15 protein-coding genes are annotated in these 14,842 nt (G+C 42.0%); 14 read left to right on the top strand and 1 reads right to left on the bottom strand.

Annotation, left to right across the window (positions count from 1 at the left end; translation table 11 throughout):
- Positions 1–488: 488 nt before the first annotated feature.
- From GD630_RS15015 to GD630_RS14955, 13 genes are all read left to right on the top strand, one after another.
- Positions 489–1,142, top strand: coding sequence for a hypothetical protein (locus GD630_RS15015; RefSeq protein WP_143867773.1), 654 nt, complete (start codon positions 489–491; stop codon positions 1,140–1,142).
- 15 nt (positions 1,143–1,157) lie between these two features.
- Positions 1,158–2,063 (top strand): DUF5683 domain-containing protein, encoded by a 906-nt coding sequence (locus tag GD630_RS15010; RefSeq protein WP_143867771.1) that lies wholly within the window; start codon positions 1,158–1,160, stop codon positions 2,061–2,063.
- Positions 2,064–2,083: 20 nt separating this feature from the next.
- Positions 2,084–3,151 (top strand): carboxypeptidase regulatory-like domain-containing protein, encoded by a 1,068-nt coding sequence (locus GD630_RS15005; RefSeq protein WP_143867769.1) that lies wholly within the window; start codon positions 2,084–2,086, stop codon positions 3,149–3,151.
- A 106-nt stretch (positions 3,152–3,257) separates the two neighbouring features.
- Positions 3,258–4,337, top strand: coding sequence for a hypothetical protein (locus tag GD630_RS15000; RefSeq protein WP_182505632.1), 1,080 nt, complete (start codon positions 3,258–3,260; stop codon positions 4,335–4,337).
- 28 nt (positions 4,338–4,365) lie between these two features.
- The gene (locus GD630_RS14995; protein WP_143867765.1) at positions 4,366–4,704 is read left to right on the top strand and encodes a hypothetical protein; all 339 of its coding nucleotides are present in this window, start codon (positions 4,366–4,368) and stop codon (positions 4,702–4,704) included.
- Between the two features lie 19 nt (positions 4,705–4,723).
- Entirely contained in the window at positions 4,724–5,845 is a 1,122-nt protein-coding gene (locus tag GD630_RS21595) for an energy transducer TonB (protein WP_394368237.1), read from the top strand.
- Between the two features lie 30 nt (positions 5,846–5,875).
- Positions 5,876–6,601: an SH3 domain-containing protein gene (locus tag GD630_RS14985; protein WP_143867761.1), complete on the top strand. Its 726-nt coding sequence runs from the start codon at positions 5,876–5,878 to the stop codon at positions 6,599–6,601.
- A gap of 55 nt (positions 6,602–6,656) precedes the next feature.
- A complete protein-coding gene (locus GD630_RS14980; protein WP_143867759.1) occupies positions 6,657–7,304 on the top strand; it encodes a hypothetical protein in 648 nt (215 codons plus the stop codon).
- A 74-nt stretch (positions 7,305–7,378) separates the two neighbouring features.
- Positions 7,379–8,251, top strand: coding sequence for a hypothetical protein (locus GD630_RS14975; protein ID WP_143867757.1), 873 nt, complete (start codon positions 7,379–7,381; stop codon positions 8,249–8,251).
- A 42-nt stretch (positions 8,252–8,293) separates the two neighbouring features.
- A complete protein-coding gene (locus GD630_RS14970; RefSeq protein WP_143867755.1) occupies positions 8,294–9,280 on the top strand; it encodes a hypothetical protein in 987 nt (328 codons plus the stop codon).
- Positions 9,281–9,344: 64 nt separating this feature from the next.
- Positions 9,345–10,841, top strand: a complete 1,497-nt coding sequence (locus GD630_RS14965; protein ID WP_143867753.1) for a hypothetical protein — start codon at positions 9,345–9,347, stop codon at positions 10,839–10,841.
- Positions 10,838–12,025, top strand: coding sequence for a hypothetical protein (locus GD630_RS14960; RefSeq protein WP_143867751.1), 1,188 nt, complete (start codon positions 10,838–10,840; stop codon positions 12,023–12,025). The genes GD630_RS14965 and GD630_RS14960 overlap by 4 nt, the downstream gene beginning before the upstream one ends.
- A gap of 17 nt (positions 12,026–12,042) precedes the next feature.
- The gene (locus GD630_RS14955; RefSeq protein ID WP_143867749.1) at positions 12,043–12,423 is read left to right on the top strand and encodes a zf-HC2 domain-containing protein; all 381 of its coding nucleotides are present in this window, start codon (positions 12,043–12,045) and stop codon (positions 12,421–12,423) included.
- Here GD630_RS14955 and dusB read toward each other — a convergent pair.
- A complete protein-coding gene (gene dusB / locus GD630_RS14950) occupies positions 12,365–13,387 on the bottom strand; it encodes a tRNA dihydrouridine synthase DusB (RefSeq protein ID WP_143867748.1) in 1,023 nt (340 codons plus the stop codon). The genes GD630_RS14955 and dusB overlap by 59 nt on opposite strands.
- 124 nt (positions 13,388–13,511) lie before the next feature.
- Here dusB and GD630_RS14945 point away from each other — a divergent pair, with 124 nt between their 5' ends.
- Positions 13,512–14,801: a peptidase U32 family protein gene (locus GD630_RS14945; RefSeq protein WP_143867746.1), complete on the top strand. Its 1,290-nt coding sequence runs from the start codon at positions 13,512–13,514 to the stop codon at positions 14,799–14,801.
- Positions 14,802–14,842 lie beyond the last annotated feature (41 nt).

The following is a 14,842-nucleotide window of genomic DNA, read 5'->3' as shown; positions in this document are numbered from 1 at the left end:
ATCTTTTTATACATTTGTGTCATTAATGATTGTTTCGGAATGGGATCAATCGTTAATGGAGCAATTATATAAATGTGATAATTATTATTTCTAGATAGTGAAAGTCTGGTAAATTTTCTACTGAATACGGGAATAATAAGTATTATAGATGTTTACACCCTTGTTAAGCCATAGGGCGTGGACTGTCTTTTTACTTATTCGTATTCGGGTTTACCAGAGCCTCACTATCTGATAAGGAAAAGCAGTATCACGCCTTTTTCGTTTTTTTCGATGAACTATGAAAAAAAGTTTGTTGCTGCTGTCACATTTTTAATGTTTCGTTCAATAGTTATGTAGATAGACCGATTTACCGGATAGGAAAGAGTTATAAAAGTTAAAGTGGTATAAACAGGCTTTTCCTTTGTAGTGTGATCTGGTAGATTTTGGTTAGGAATACGGGGGAGAACCGCTCGTTTTATACCACTTTATTTGGAACAAACGATTAAAATATGGATAAGAAGATTATGAAAAACAAACATTTATTCGTTACTACCGCCTTGACGTGCTTTGTCATTACTGTGCTAACTTCTTGTGGCAGTTCTAAGCCGACAGTCTACACACGTGCCGATGAACAGAATGAAAGATTGCAGGAACTGGTTCAGGTCGGTTGGCAGATTCATGGAACAACACGAACCCTGCGGGGAAAACTCAGCGAACATTATGCTAAGATGGATGCCAACCCGGATCTTTATGAAGTGATTGGCACATCTACCGGTTGCCGTTCTGCCACAGTATGCAGGTCGGCAGCTTTCAATGCGGCATGCGTGGAGATGGCGGTCAAGATGGGACAAGACTTGAAGGGAAAGACGATGCGTGACATGGGAATAGACGAAGGCGTAGAGTTGCCGACCGAGTACAATCGTTTTCAGGAGGCTTGTATCAGTAAATTTCAAGGAGCTGTGAAGGGGGATTTGGAAGAAAGTTTTGCATTAATGCGCAAGGGTTCGGATGGATTGAACAGTTATGAGATTTATTTTCTGGTGGATAGGCAGTCGGCTAGGAAGAGGCGTACACAGGCCATTAAAGATGCATTGGAAGAGTCTAATCTCCATAAAGATTATGCAAAGTCAGTTGAAAAGTTTATCAATGATGAAGTCGAGTAGGTAAAAGTAAGGCTTATGAAACTAACTTTTATAAGAAAGATACACTCTCTGTCTTTTATGATATGGATAGCGTTGGGAACTTCGGTCCCTTTACATGTTTGTGCGCAGAAGGTTTTGGAACGTTCGGAAAAGTTCCGTCCTGCATGGTTGGCAAACAGAACTCCGACTCCTGGCAATGGTACTTTCCATTATCAGATAACGGAAGGGGAACATCGTAACTTGGAGGATGCGCGGCACAGTTGCCTGCTGAATCTTTCTACCTATATTAAAAGGACGCGTCACATTAGCGAACAGGCTGTGGCACAGATTGCACTTCAGCAGGACAATGGCATTGCTTCCGAAAGTGAGAATTATCATTTCTCATACGATATACAGGGAGAGCGGGTTACCGTAACTTCTTGCAAATATGATGAATACTGGGAATATCTTGTTTATCCGGATGGAAAACGGGTCTATCGTTGTTATGCGCTTTATGGAGTTGCGGATAAGGCGAATCCGGCTTTCGACCGTTTGTCATTCAGTAGGAAATATGGAATGAGAGGTTTTGCCCGGTCGCTGATTGTACCCGGATGGGGACAACTTCATAAAGGAAATACTACGAAAGGAGTCTGTATCTTGGGAGGAGAAGTCGCATTAGTCGCCGGGATATTGGTAGCGGAGAATTTGCGCAGCTCGTATGTGAAGAAGATGCGTGAGCAGCCTAAGCACCTGGAAACTTATAATACCAAGGCTGATAATTGGGAGAATGTACGTAATGTATGTATCGGTGGTGCGGCAGCGCTGTATGTGTATAATTTGATAGACGCTTTGGTGGTTAATGGGCGTAAGCGGTCTATCAGACAAAAACAGAAGTCGGTCAACCTGGCTGTCTATCCTTCTATGGGGGATTGTAACGGAATGACATTAGGCTTTCGATTTTAATAAACAACAAACTATATACTATGATGGCAAAGGTATTTATCAGATTGTTTTCGGGGCTCTCCTTCTTGTGTATATGCGGGCTGTTTTGCAGCTGTGCTAAAGACGAAGTAGAGACGATGGGGACAATATATGGCATAGTCAATGATGCCGATAATGGAGAGCCTATTCAAGATGCTCATGTTTCGCTTTCCCCTTACGGGAAAACAATAAATACGGGGAGTGACGGCAGTTATGAATTTCCGGAGATGGAGCCGGGACAATATACCATACAGATTGCGAAGTTCGGTTATAAGACGAATACTAAACGGATATCGGTAGTTGCCGGTGAGAAAGCTTCTGGAGATATGGTACTGCAATGGGGTACTTCCCGCATCAAACTGAATATCGCTTCGTTGAATTTCGGCGGGCAGTCTACAAGCAAGACATTTACCATTCGCAATATCAGTACGTCCGGTACGTCTGTGCCGTGGTCGGTCACGAAATCCTCTCCTGCGTCTTGGCTGTCGGTGAGCCCCTCAAGTGGCAGCACGGCATACGGAAAAGAGAGTGCGGTGGTAGTGAATATCGACCGCCAGCGAATCACGAAAGATGAGACGGTCATTTTGCTTGTAGAAGCGGAGGGCGAAGCACTCTCTGTTGAGGTGTCAGTCGCTAAAAATGGAAGCGATGGCGGTGAATTGGATGGCGGCGGCAGTTGCGGTACGATTACTCCATATGATTCAAGATTGAAAACGGAATTTGTGCAATGTATCAAGATAGGAACTATGGTTGAATTTAGTTTTAAGATACTGAATACGGGAGATGATGTGACTTTGACTTTTGATACGTCCTTGCTAAAAGGATATGATGATAGTGGTAAAACGTACGATTTTAACAGTAGTGAATTTTATGTAGGCGAACAGCGGATTTATTCCGGTGGAACGGCTTCCGCGTCCTTCCCTGAAAATGTTTCTGCAGCTTGTCGGGTGGTAGTGAAGAATGTGGCTTCGGGGGCAGGTAAACTTACACGCTATGAAGTGGTGACTACGAATTCTACTCCGTGGAAGGTATTGAATTCAAAGATGCAGCTTGAGGATATAAGGTGGTAATATAAACTTACTCGTCGGCGGAATTAAATTGATAAAAGATTTAATTCCGCCAACGAGTATATAATATAAAGAAATCAGAACTAACAAAATGAAATATATTATGAATATGAAACAGTTATTGAAACTAATACCGATTACTGGTTTGCTGACAAGCATGATAGGATGTAATATAGCATCTAAGATAACAGAGAAAGCAGTGGAAAGGAAGCAAAATTCGTTGTGGCTCTATTATGCGGTTACTCCTTTGATTGAGAATATGACAGGATTTGATGGTGAAACTGCCACCTTTGTCCCTGATTTTGTGAATTATCCTACTGATTGGGCAAAATTTGGTTTGAAAAGTGCGGTTTCTAAAATAAGTTGGGGACGTAAGACACGGACTGAAATGAAATTTAATGAAAGTGGAAAACTGACGTATGTGGGGAACTGGTTTGACGAACAACGAAGATATGGTGATCCTATTGGCTTTAATTATGATGAATCAGGCAAATTGCGTTATATGTACAATAAACGTGGAATAGTCGATGGTTCAGACCTTTCCCGTCATTCGCAGCATTATGGATATGATTCATCGGGAAGACTCATTAGTCGTGACTATGGAACCTATAGTAAATCTTATCATTATTACGATAATGGCAAATTGAAAAGTGTTGATTTTGTTCCTAGAAAAGAACATTTTGGGCATTACTATGGAGAAGGTGATGTCTATTTTGCATGTGATGATAAAGGGGATATTACAACCATGAAACGTAGAATAAGTGGTCATCTCTTATTTGGCAGTGCGAGGGGAGAGTTATGTTCTTCATATATTCATGGGGATGATGGCTTATGTATGGGAAGAAAAGATACTTATATTCTTGAAAATAATAAAATTGATTCAATTTGCAGTATCGAAAGTTATACTTATAATGAATATGGAGATTTGGCGTCATGGACACATGAAAGTATTGTATATCCATCGAAGAAAACTGCTGATGCATTTACTTTAGATTTTGATTATGCGTATGATGAGGCTAGAAATTGGATAAAGAAGGTTGTCAAGGGTGATATGATTGAAAGTCTTAAAAGTGATTTGAAGTGGTATGGAAATATCGTAAAAGGAGATGATGGCTCTTTGCAACTTGAGTGCTATCGCACTATCAAATATTATACAGATACAAACTGCAAGTCGCATGAACAAGAATAAATAAATTAACGAATTTAAATAAGGTACAATGAAAAATCTGTTACTATTAAGTGCAATCGTGTTGTTTACCGCTTGTGCATCTTCTCCACTTAATAAATCGGTCACGGAATCGATGTCTGTAGAGGAGGTAAATGCATTGAGTAAAATAGCTGGGTATGAAAAATTTCCTCAAACATACGAAATAATAGAAAAAACAATGAAGCACAGCACTACTGCGGAGAAAGCTCCTTTTGTTGATCTATCGTATGGACGATTTTATCGTTGGGGAAAAGCAACTCTAAATATGGATAATAAAGAAGCAAAAAAAATGGATGAGTTATCGTGGGCGTTTATGGGCTATCTATCAAAAAATTGGTTTAAATATTAATCTTAAAAGTAATGCAATTATGAAACAATTATTTTCTATTTTCTTGTTGTCAGCCATCATTTTTGGATTGGTAGGCTGTGGTGGTAATCAGCAAGAGAGAACTTCGGATTTGATTAATTATGAGTTAAAGGGAAACGTGAAGCTGTGCAATAAGGCTACTTACATTGTGAGTATTAATGATAAGGATACAATAAGGGAAGGAGACATTCAAGAAGAGACTTTTATCTTTTCTAAAAATGGCATCTTGAGTAAATTGGGTGAACAAGAACTTATGTACGATAAACAAGGAAATCTTGTTCCCAATGAGTTGTTGGATAGTATTGTCAGAAATGACAAACAGCAGATAGTGAGAATGGTTTATGCTCGAAAAGGTGAAGACGGAAAGCCTATCTCATTTACATGTTATACATATAATGACAACGGTTATCCTGCTACTATCACAGGTTATTATAAGGGTACTATTGTAGATGAACTCAAATTGGCTTACGATGATAGTGGAAAGCGAATAAAAAGCGATATCAAGTCTGTTTATGACGAAAAGTGTTGTGTCTATTCAGAAACATTTGATTATTTGGAATTTGATGCACATGGCAATTGGGTAAAGCGTTTGTGTAGGCGGGAAAGTAATTGTAGAGGAAATTTGTTAGCCATGCAGAGGCGTGCGATTACTTATTATGGTGAAGACAGTGAATCCCTATCCGAAGAGGATATGCTTTTGGGGGAGATACTCACAGAATCTGATAGAATAACTGATGAGCCTTTTTCTGAGGAGGAAATTACTCCTATCATAGCACCTGAGGCAGAAGAGAGTGAACTGGAATCGGATATAGCTTTTGACGTAGTAGAGCAAATGCCTGAATTTCCTGGAGGAATGTCAGCTTTGATGAAATATATCACCACAAACCTTCAATATCCTGCGGCGGCAAAAAAAGCGGGAACACAAGGGCGTGTGATTGTGCAATTTGTGGTAGAGCGGGACGGTACGATAACCAATGCCAAAGCGGTGCGAAGTGTGGAGTCTTCTATGGACGAGGAAGCTGTCCGCATCATCAATACCATGCCAAAATGGAAGCCGGGAATGCAAAGAGGTAAAACGGTGCGTGTGAAATTTACAGTTCCTGTCATGTTCAGATTGGAGTGATCGGACGACGATGAGACAAAATTTTTTGCCATGAAACGATTTCTTGTATATCTTGTTTGGGCACTGTTTCCAATCTATGCAATCGCCACAAATTATGTGGTGCAGGTTAATACGGAGCTGAATGTACGAAGCGAACCAAATGCCGATGCTATGTGTGTAGGAAAACTCCGCAATGGCACGCAAGTGGACGTTACTGCTATAAGCGATGGATGGGCTGTCATCGATTACAATGGCAACACTTGTTATGTGACAGCTAAATATCTTGTTTCTTCCGGTCAAGGAGCACCGATCCCACCATCTGCAGAGAAAAGCGGTACTTCGACTTGGAAAATCATCATGTGGATTGTGTTGGGTATATTGGGTATTGTCATCTTCAAATATGCTTTCGCCATACTTATTCGAGCGATTTCGATGGGATTAGCCTTTGGGGGTATAATGCTCCTGATTTGTCTCCTGCTTGACTATTTAGATATCATAGAATCGGGCAGTGTGCCTAAAGTGTCTGAGTGGGGAGCTTATATCGGTGTAGGTATCGGATTGATAACCGGACTGCTCAATCCCAAGCAGGCGGTAAAAGACATGCAATCTTCCCCAAAGAAAAAGAGGAGCCAGCCCGACTTGGAATCGTATGTAGGGTATGATGAATATGGCCACCGCATAGAGCTGAACCAAACACACGAAAACAGTCTGAGCAACTTTCACGATAATGACGGCAACGAGTGGTGTCATGATTCTACCGGATTCCATAGAAAGTGATAAATCAAGCAACAACCAGACATTCCTAAATATTAATCTTAAAAATAATTTGAATATGAAACAATTTTTCTCTATTTTCCTGTTGTCGGGAATGATGATCTGCTCCGTGGTAGGATGTGATGGTAATAAGCCAATGTCAAGTTTGATTCTGGGCGAATTACAAGGTAATGTAAAAACTTGCAAAATAAGCACGTATATATTATATATTGGTGTGGATACATTAAAACAGTATTCAGGAAAAACAATAATTAATTATTTGCCTGACGGAATGGAAAGCAAGTGCGAGGTATTTGATAAACAAGGAAATTTGGTTAATAGTTATCAATCTAATTCATATGATATTATACGAAATGAAAAGCAACAGATTGCTGAAGTATTATCTGTGGATAAAGATGATAGTGGGAAGCCTGTGATGAGAATTTATTGGACTTATGACGAAAAGGGAAATCCTATTGTTTGCGAACGTTATAGTCCCAATGATAAAGGAATAAGCAAGTTTACTTATAATAATAAGGGATTCCGGGAAAAATTCAATACAGAGATTGATAATGGGAAACATTTGATGGTTTTTGGAACTTATAAGTATTTGCAGTTCGATGAAAAGGGTAATTGGACAGAACGTTTGATTGAACAAAAAGGAGAGGGACAAGATAATCTCCCTTATATAGAAGAGCGGGAGATTGACTATTATGATGAGAAATAAATACCGCCACAACTCAAGAGAACGAAGAAGAAGGATATCAATCTACAGATAGATACTAAACACATTTTAATAAGATGAAAGCGAATTATTTACTTTTAGTTGTTTTATTGTTTGCCATTGTCGGCTGCAAAAACAGATCCGGTAATGCGGATAATCAAGAATCAAAAGCCTACTTGTTTGAGTCGCTGGCAGATACGGTGACTGCTAGTACTGTTCATGCGGAAAGCGTGATTGAAGAAAACGCTCAACCTTTCAAGGGAGTATGGGTGTTCGAGCTGGAAGCGGAAACGGACGAAGAGGGCGGACTGCCATACGGTCGTTATGAAGTGACGTTGGCTATCAATCTCTATGAGAAATCCATTTACAATGGTTTCGGATGGAATAATGGCGGTTTCTTTGTGGCGAATGACCGTCACGAGGGAAACTGTAACATCGTGGCGTGCAAGGTGAATGGTAATGAGGCGGATATTCAGTATGAATCTTTGAGCGGTGCCATTATAAGTGCGAAACTGGTGTACGACCCGAAGAGTAAGTCAATGACACTGACGGATGGTGAGGTGGTAGATGCCGCCGATGTGGAACAAGGGATGATTAATGATTATCAAATATTGTGGGATGAAACGAAGTTGGCATTTAAGAGCAGTGTTGTTTCCGGACAAGGTCATGTACACTTGGAAGGGACGCTTTCGAAAGCTAAAATTAAGATGGCGTTGAACAATCCGGATCCCGATGCGAAGGTAAGGGGACACTATTGCTATACAAAGTACAACACTCCCATCCTTTTAGAAGGTATGGTGGAAAACGGTGTCTATATGCTAAAGGAATACAACAACGGTACCGTGACTGGTACATTCACGCTCACTACTGACGGACAAGGTGGATGGAGCGGTAGTTGGAGCAACGGAGAGAAAACATTGCCTGTGAAACTTAATGAGATATTATTATGAGGGGAAAACAAAACTAAGTAATCATCATAAAGTTATAATAGTATGATAAACAAACAAAAAGTTCATGGAAAATCCGCTTTTATAGAAATGGTTGGTTCGGTCGTTCTATTGATTTCTTTGTTTCTGCCGTGGATAACGTTATCCATTGGCGGTTCGGGAACATTCGGATTTGTTACTCATCAGTCTTATTCTTTTTTTGAGGGAATAACACAATTATCCCGTTTGGGTCGGGGAATCTCTGACCTCTCAAGTATATTTTCTTCGGATGGCACAGAAATAGTCAATTATGCAAATATTCTTTATCTGATTCCGTTACTTTGCATTGTGAATCCGATAGTTCAATATTTTATACGTCTCCCATGGCTTTCTTTTTATACAGCAGTGATTCCTACTGTTTTATCTTTTACGGTGGGGGTCGGATATGGCTATGTGACAAATGAACTGGGTGTTTATAGCAGTCTGGGTGGGGTGGAACTTGGAGCAGGGGCCGCTCTTACTATTTTCGTAGGTTCATTGATGATTATTGCTTCATGGAGTAGTATGGGATGGTATTATAAAGAGCATTGGAAGTTTCTGGTGACAGCGACTGTCTGGACTATTTTTGCTTTTATGTGTAAGGACTCGTTGAGGGGAATGGAACCCGGAACCTTGATGGCTTTGGCCGTTTTTTTTGTTCTCATAGGATTTACCCATATTCCTTTTATTATTTATACGGTTGTGGTGTTGCTTGTATCTGTAGCTACGGAGCCGGGGGAGATAGGCAAGGGAGAACGGTCGATTGAAGAGCATACTCCTGCGCATCCAAAGGTAGAGACAGACGGATATATGGATAGCATACGTATGCGGTCGGATGAAAATCTGAAAGAAATCTTACGGAATAGGGAGGATTATAGCGAACGATTAGTGAAAGCGGCTGAAAAGGTATTATTGGAACGATTGGTCGCTACTACCGAGCAATTAACTCCAGTCGAACCAGAACAAGCCCTGTCGGATGATGAAAAATATAAGGCCTATCAGCCTAAGAAATAGGAAACTTCTCTGAAGTCTCATACGACACTGATTGTTTCCGTTGCAGTAACTAAAAATAAGTACAATGAACGATGTCTTTTCTTTCAGTATGAATAGACGTATATTATTCTGCGCATTCCTATTCATTGCCTTCTCGGTTCAGTTGTCCGCCCAAGATGACAACTCGTTTGGAAGCAATGGGTTCACCGGTTTTCGGGAAGAACTGTTGGAAGACTACAATGATTTCCGACGGGAGATTAATGCGGAATATATTGATTTTCTGACAAAAGCATGGAAAGAATATCGCTTGTTTCAGGGAAAAGTTCCTGATGAAACACCGAAACCTTTGTCCCCTGTCTTGTTTCAAGAAGAGAAAAATATGCGGGATGAAGCAGTGAAGGTTGACGGGATACTGGAAAAGATACCGGACAGTATGCCTGTCCGTAGAGGAGGACAGAAAGAGGAGGATTCGGACAACCGTTGGTTAGGACAAACGAATGATTCGTTGCGATTAGATTTCTTCGGGGCGGAATTGGCTATACACTATCAACGTCGGCAGTTCTCGTTGTCCGGTATAACGGAGCGTTCGGTGGGGAATCTTTGGAAAGACATTACAGATAGTCGTTTTACGACATTATTAAAGGATATGCTTCACCACAAACAGAAGATGCAGATGAACGATTGGGCTTATTTTTTACTGGCGAAAAAAGTGGCTGCCCGCCTTTCAAGCTTACAGAGTAAAGACTGCCGGATGGTATTCCAGCACTTCTTGCTGGTACAGTCCGGTTATGATGTACGTTTGGGCAGGGTAGACAACTTTCTGGTATTGTTGCTCCCTGTTCGTGAAGAGGTATATGCCTGCCCTTATTTGGAGTTGGATGGAAAATTATTTTATGTGATTTCCGATGAAGATAAAAAGATGAAGGGTCATTCGAGTATATTTACCTATCGGTTGCCGGATAAATTGGTTCAGGCTCCTTATCTGTCATTGATGATGCACAAAGAATTGCTACTGCCTGTATTACCGAAATCTTTTTGTGTCAAGGCTGCGGAGATGGAAATAAAAGGAGAGGTGAATCAGAATGAGATACGGTTTTACAAGGAATATCCTTCGTGCGAGTTAGCGGTATATGCTCGTGCGGCTGTTACGGACAGACTTGGTAAACAGTTGAAAGCCGCTTTGTCTGCGCACTTATCGGGAAAGCCTTTTGCTGAGGCGCTCAACCGATTACTATTGTGGGTACAGGCCGGATTTCGTTATCAGACTGACGGAGAACAGTTTGGATATGAAAAGCCTTTCTTTATGGCAGAGAATTTTTATTATCCGGCTTCCGATTGCGAAGATCGTTCCATACTTTTTGCCTGGCTTGTCCGCCATCTTTTGGGTAGGGAAGTGGTGTTGCTTGATTATCCGGGACACATGGCAACCGCCGTTTCCGTGGGTAAGGATCAGATAAGGGGAGCTTATGTCGAATTGAATGGTAAAAGATATGTCGTATGTGATCCTACTTACGTGAATGCGAAAGCGGGGCAAATGATGCCTTCTTATAGAACGAAACGGGCTAAAGTCATTAGATTATGATTACTAATCAAGCGATAGAGGAACTCGTAGCGAAAGAGTGCGAACGCTATGAACTGGAAAGGAGTGGATTTATTGCGGACAGACAGGCGGCGATAAGGGAACTTGTCGCTCAAACCGGTATTTTACCGGAGAGCTGTTCCTTGATAGAATTCGCCGAATGGAAAGAGCGATTATTGAATGATTGGTATACCCGTCGGAGATTTGCCGGATTTTTCCATCGGAAGTCAGAGAAACGTTGTATGTTTCGCATGGTGAAACGGTTGCTACAAAATGCAGTGTTCCGCCTTCGGAAGAAACAGACGGAATTGACGTTGGATGATGAGTTGAAAATGGAGGAAGGGCGTACTGTTGCGTTCAAATTATCTTCAGCCTTTTTTGAAGGGTTTTATAAGAAAACCTGTTGCAACGGGACGTTGTTCGTCTCACCCGGACACCTGGAGACTGTTTGCATAGATGAATTGTCTTTGTTGTTTCCCTTAAAATATCCATTGCTTTATGCACGCCTGACAGCGAAAGATAATGAGTTCTGGGAGGAGATATGGAGATTGATCCGCCGTTTTGTACGTTTTCTGGTAGTGGATATGGGAGGAAAGGAAGACACGGAAATGATACAGGAAGTCAGTATGGAAACGGTGCTTTCCGTTCAGGAACAGATGGAACGGGGGAAGTTGGAGCAAATTACGTCGGCACGTCATCTGTTGAATTCACTGCAGATGACCGGAAGGAATAAGTTTCGTGAATGGCTTAGGACGGAAAGCAGGAAAAGGGAGGAGATTCTGCTGAGTGAAGAAGATTGGGGGAAAGTGGAACAGGCGAAAGAAGATAGGAGAGAAGTGGATACGTGCGGAGCAAACAGACGTTTTGATTATTTGCTTGATATAGATGAGAAGGATGAGTACGAGGTATGCTGTGCGCTGGTGGATGTATTAAGTTATGGAAGTGGCAAGGTGTATGGAGAATTGGTGGAGGGAAGAGAAGAGTTGGCACGGGCTATGTTACTGCTTTATGTAGAAAACAAGCCATATGAAGAGGTAGTACGGATATTGTATAATACATCGGATACGTCTAAATTAGTGAATCTGAGAAAGTCTGTCAGCCGTGGAAAGGAATATTTGAAGAAACGGATGGCGGATTTGATAAAACTTTATAAAAGAAAGGGGGAAGTCCCTTTTGCAACGGAATGAACCGGAGGAATATAAAAATGGAAAAGAAGTGTGGATACAAACGTGCGGATGTTTGGTTATATATACAGAACCGTATGGGTAGGGAAGAAGAAACCGAGTTCCAGCATCATCTCCTGACTTGTGATGATTGCAAAGAGGAATTAGTACGACTGCGTTCGGTTATATCGTCCATTCAGCGGAAAGAAAAAAGAAAAGGAACTTTTCGTAATTGGATGATAGCCGCTTCGGTAGCTTGTGTCGTATTGGGAGGTGGCGGATATTGGTATTATTACTCTTCGATACGGAAAGACGGTCATCTATTGCCGGAGGATGTACATCAACTGAAAGTCAATCCCCCCATCATACGGGGGGATATGGATAGTATTGCTCCGCAGGATTCTGTACGGATGGATTGGTAAGTATCTCATCAAATATCCGAAAGAGCTCCTCCTTAGTTTCTGCCCGTAGCATGGCAATGCGTGTGTTGCGGAAATTGGGAATTCCTTTGAATAGGGGGCTGGCGGCCAGATGACGGCGTACGTGCAGGATACCTCTGCGTTCGTCCAGCAGATTGACGCTGTCGACCACCTCCTGGCGTAGTACATCCATGCACCAGTCGAAACTGAGTGGTGGCAGTTCTTCACTGGTTTCCAGATAGTGTTTCACTTCCTTGAATATCCACGGACGTCCGAAGCTGGCACGCCCGATCATTACTGCATCTACTCCATAGCGGTCAAAGCACTCTTTGCAGCGTTGAGGCGTAGTCACGTCACCATTGCCGATAATAGGAATATGCATCCGTGGATTCTTCTTCACTTCACCTATCAGTGTCCAGTCGGCTTCTCCGGTATACATTTGTGCACGGGTACGGCCATGAATAGTCAATGCGGCAATTCCGCAATCTTGTAACTGTTCCGCTAAATCTACGATAATCTTATTATTGGCGTCCCATCCCAAACGGGTTTTCACAGTTACGGGAATCTTTACTGCATCTACTACGGCACGGGTAATCTCCAGCATTTTCGGAATATTCTGCAACATTCCTGCTCCTGCCCCTTTTCCGGCCACTCTTTTCACCGGACATCCGAAATTGATATCCAGAATGTCGGGCTGCGCTTCTTCCACAATTTTGGCTGCTTCTACCATTGTCTCCGTATCTTTTCCGTAGATCTGAATGGCGACAGGGCGTTCTTCATCACTGATACTGAGCTTTTGTGCGGTCTTGCTGACTGCACGTATCAGTGCGTCGCTTGATACAAACTCGGTGTATACCATGTCTGCTCCGAACTTCTTGCACATCAGGCGGAAAGCCGGATCAGTCACGTCTTCCATAGGAGCGAGCAGAATAGGGTGTTTACCCAAATCTATAGGACCAATTTTCATATATGATTTTGTTATTTACTGTTTATGATTGAAGTAACTTCTTGTTTTCGCTGCAAAAATACGGAAAAAAGCCTACCTTTGTACGCATTCATTTGCTTAACTGATACAAATAAGTATATATTCTATGAGTCTTAGTTTGAAAGATTTTGAAATAATGGCTCCTGTCGGTTCGCACGAATCTCTTGCTGCGGCCATTCAGGCAGGTGCCGATTCTATCTATTTCGGTATAGAAAACCTGAATATGCGTGCCCGTTCGGCCAATACATTCACGATTGATGATTTGCGGGAAATTGCCCGTACGTGTGATGAACACGGGATGAAAAGTTATCTGACGGTCAACACGATTATCTATGATAAAGATATTCCTTTGATGCGTACGATTGTCGATGCGGCAAAAGAGGCGGGCATTTCTGCTGTGATTGCCGCCGATGTAGCGGTAATGAATTATGCCCGTCAGATAGGGCTGGAGGTACATCTTTCCACTCAGTTGAATATCTCCAATGCGGAAGCCTTGAAGTTCTATGCACAATTTGCGGATGTAGTTGTACTGGCCCGTGAGTTGAATCTGGAACAGGTGGCGGAGATTTATCGACAGATTCGGGAAGAGAATATTTGCGGACCGAGCGGTGAGCTGATTCGTATTGAAATGTTCTGTCACGGTGCGCTTTGTATGGCTGTATCGGGTAAGTGTTATCTCTCTCTGCATGAAATGAATAACTCCGCCAATCGTGGCGCTTGTATGCAGGTGTGCCGTCGTTCATATACCGTCCGTGATAAGGAAACAGATGTGGAACTCGATATTGATAACGAATATATCATGTCACCGAAGGACCTGAAAACCATCCACTTTATGAATAAAATGATGGATGCGGGCGTACGTGTGTTCAAGATTGAAGGGCGTGCCCGTGGTCCTGAATATGTGCGTACAGTGGTCGAATGCTATAAGGAAGCCATCAAGGCTTATCTGGAAGATACATTTACCGACGAAAAAATCGCGGCTTGGGATGAACGTTTGAAAACGGTCTTCAACCGTGGTTTCTGGAATGGTTATTACTTGGGACAGCGTTTGGGAGAATGGACCCGTAACTATGGTTCTGCCGCAACGGAACGTAAGATATATGTAGGTAAGGGTATCAAATATTATTCCAATATCGGTGTGTCTGAATTCCTGGTGGAGGCTGCTGAAGTAAGTGTAGGCGATAAACTGCTGATTACAGGGCCGACTACCGGTGCGGTATTTATGACCTTGGAAGAAGCCCGTGTCGATTTGAAACCGGTGCAGACAGTGAAGAAAGGTGAGCATTTCTCCATGAAATCGGATAAGATACGTCCTAGTGACAAGCTATATAAACTGGTATCTACCGAAGAATTGAAGAAATTCAAAGGTCTTGATATCGAACAGAAAAGAGGTTAACTCCCTCGTTCCTGCTTTCAATTTTAATTCTTAACTTTTAA

Source organism: Bacteroides zhangwenhongii (assembly GCF_009193325.2).
In the GTDB taxonomy this organism is placed as follows: Bacteria; Bacteroidota; Bacteroidia; order Bacteroidales; family Bacteroidaceae; genus Bacteroides; species Bacteroides zhangwenhongii.
Note: the sequence above shows the minus strand (reverse complement) of the source record. Positions and strands in the feature narration are given on the sequence as shown.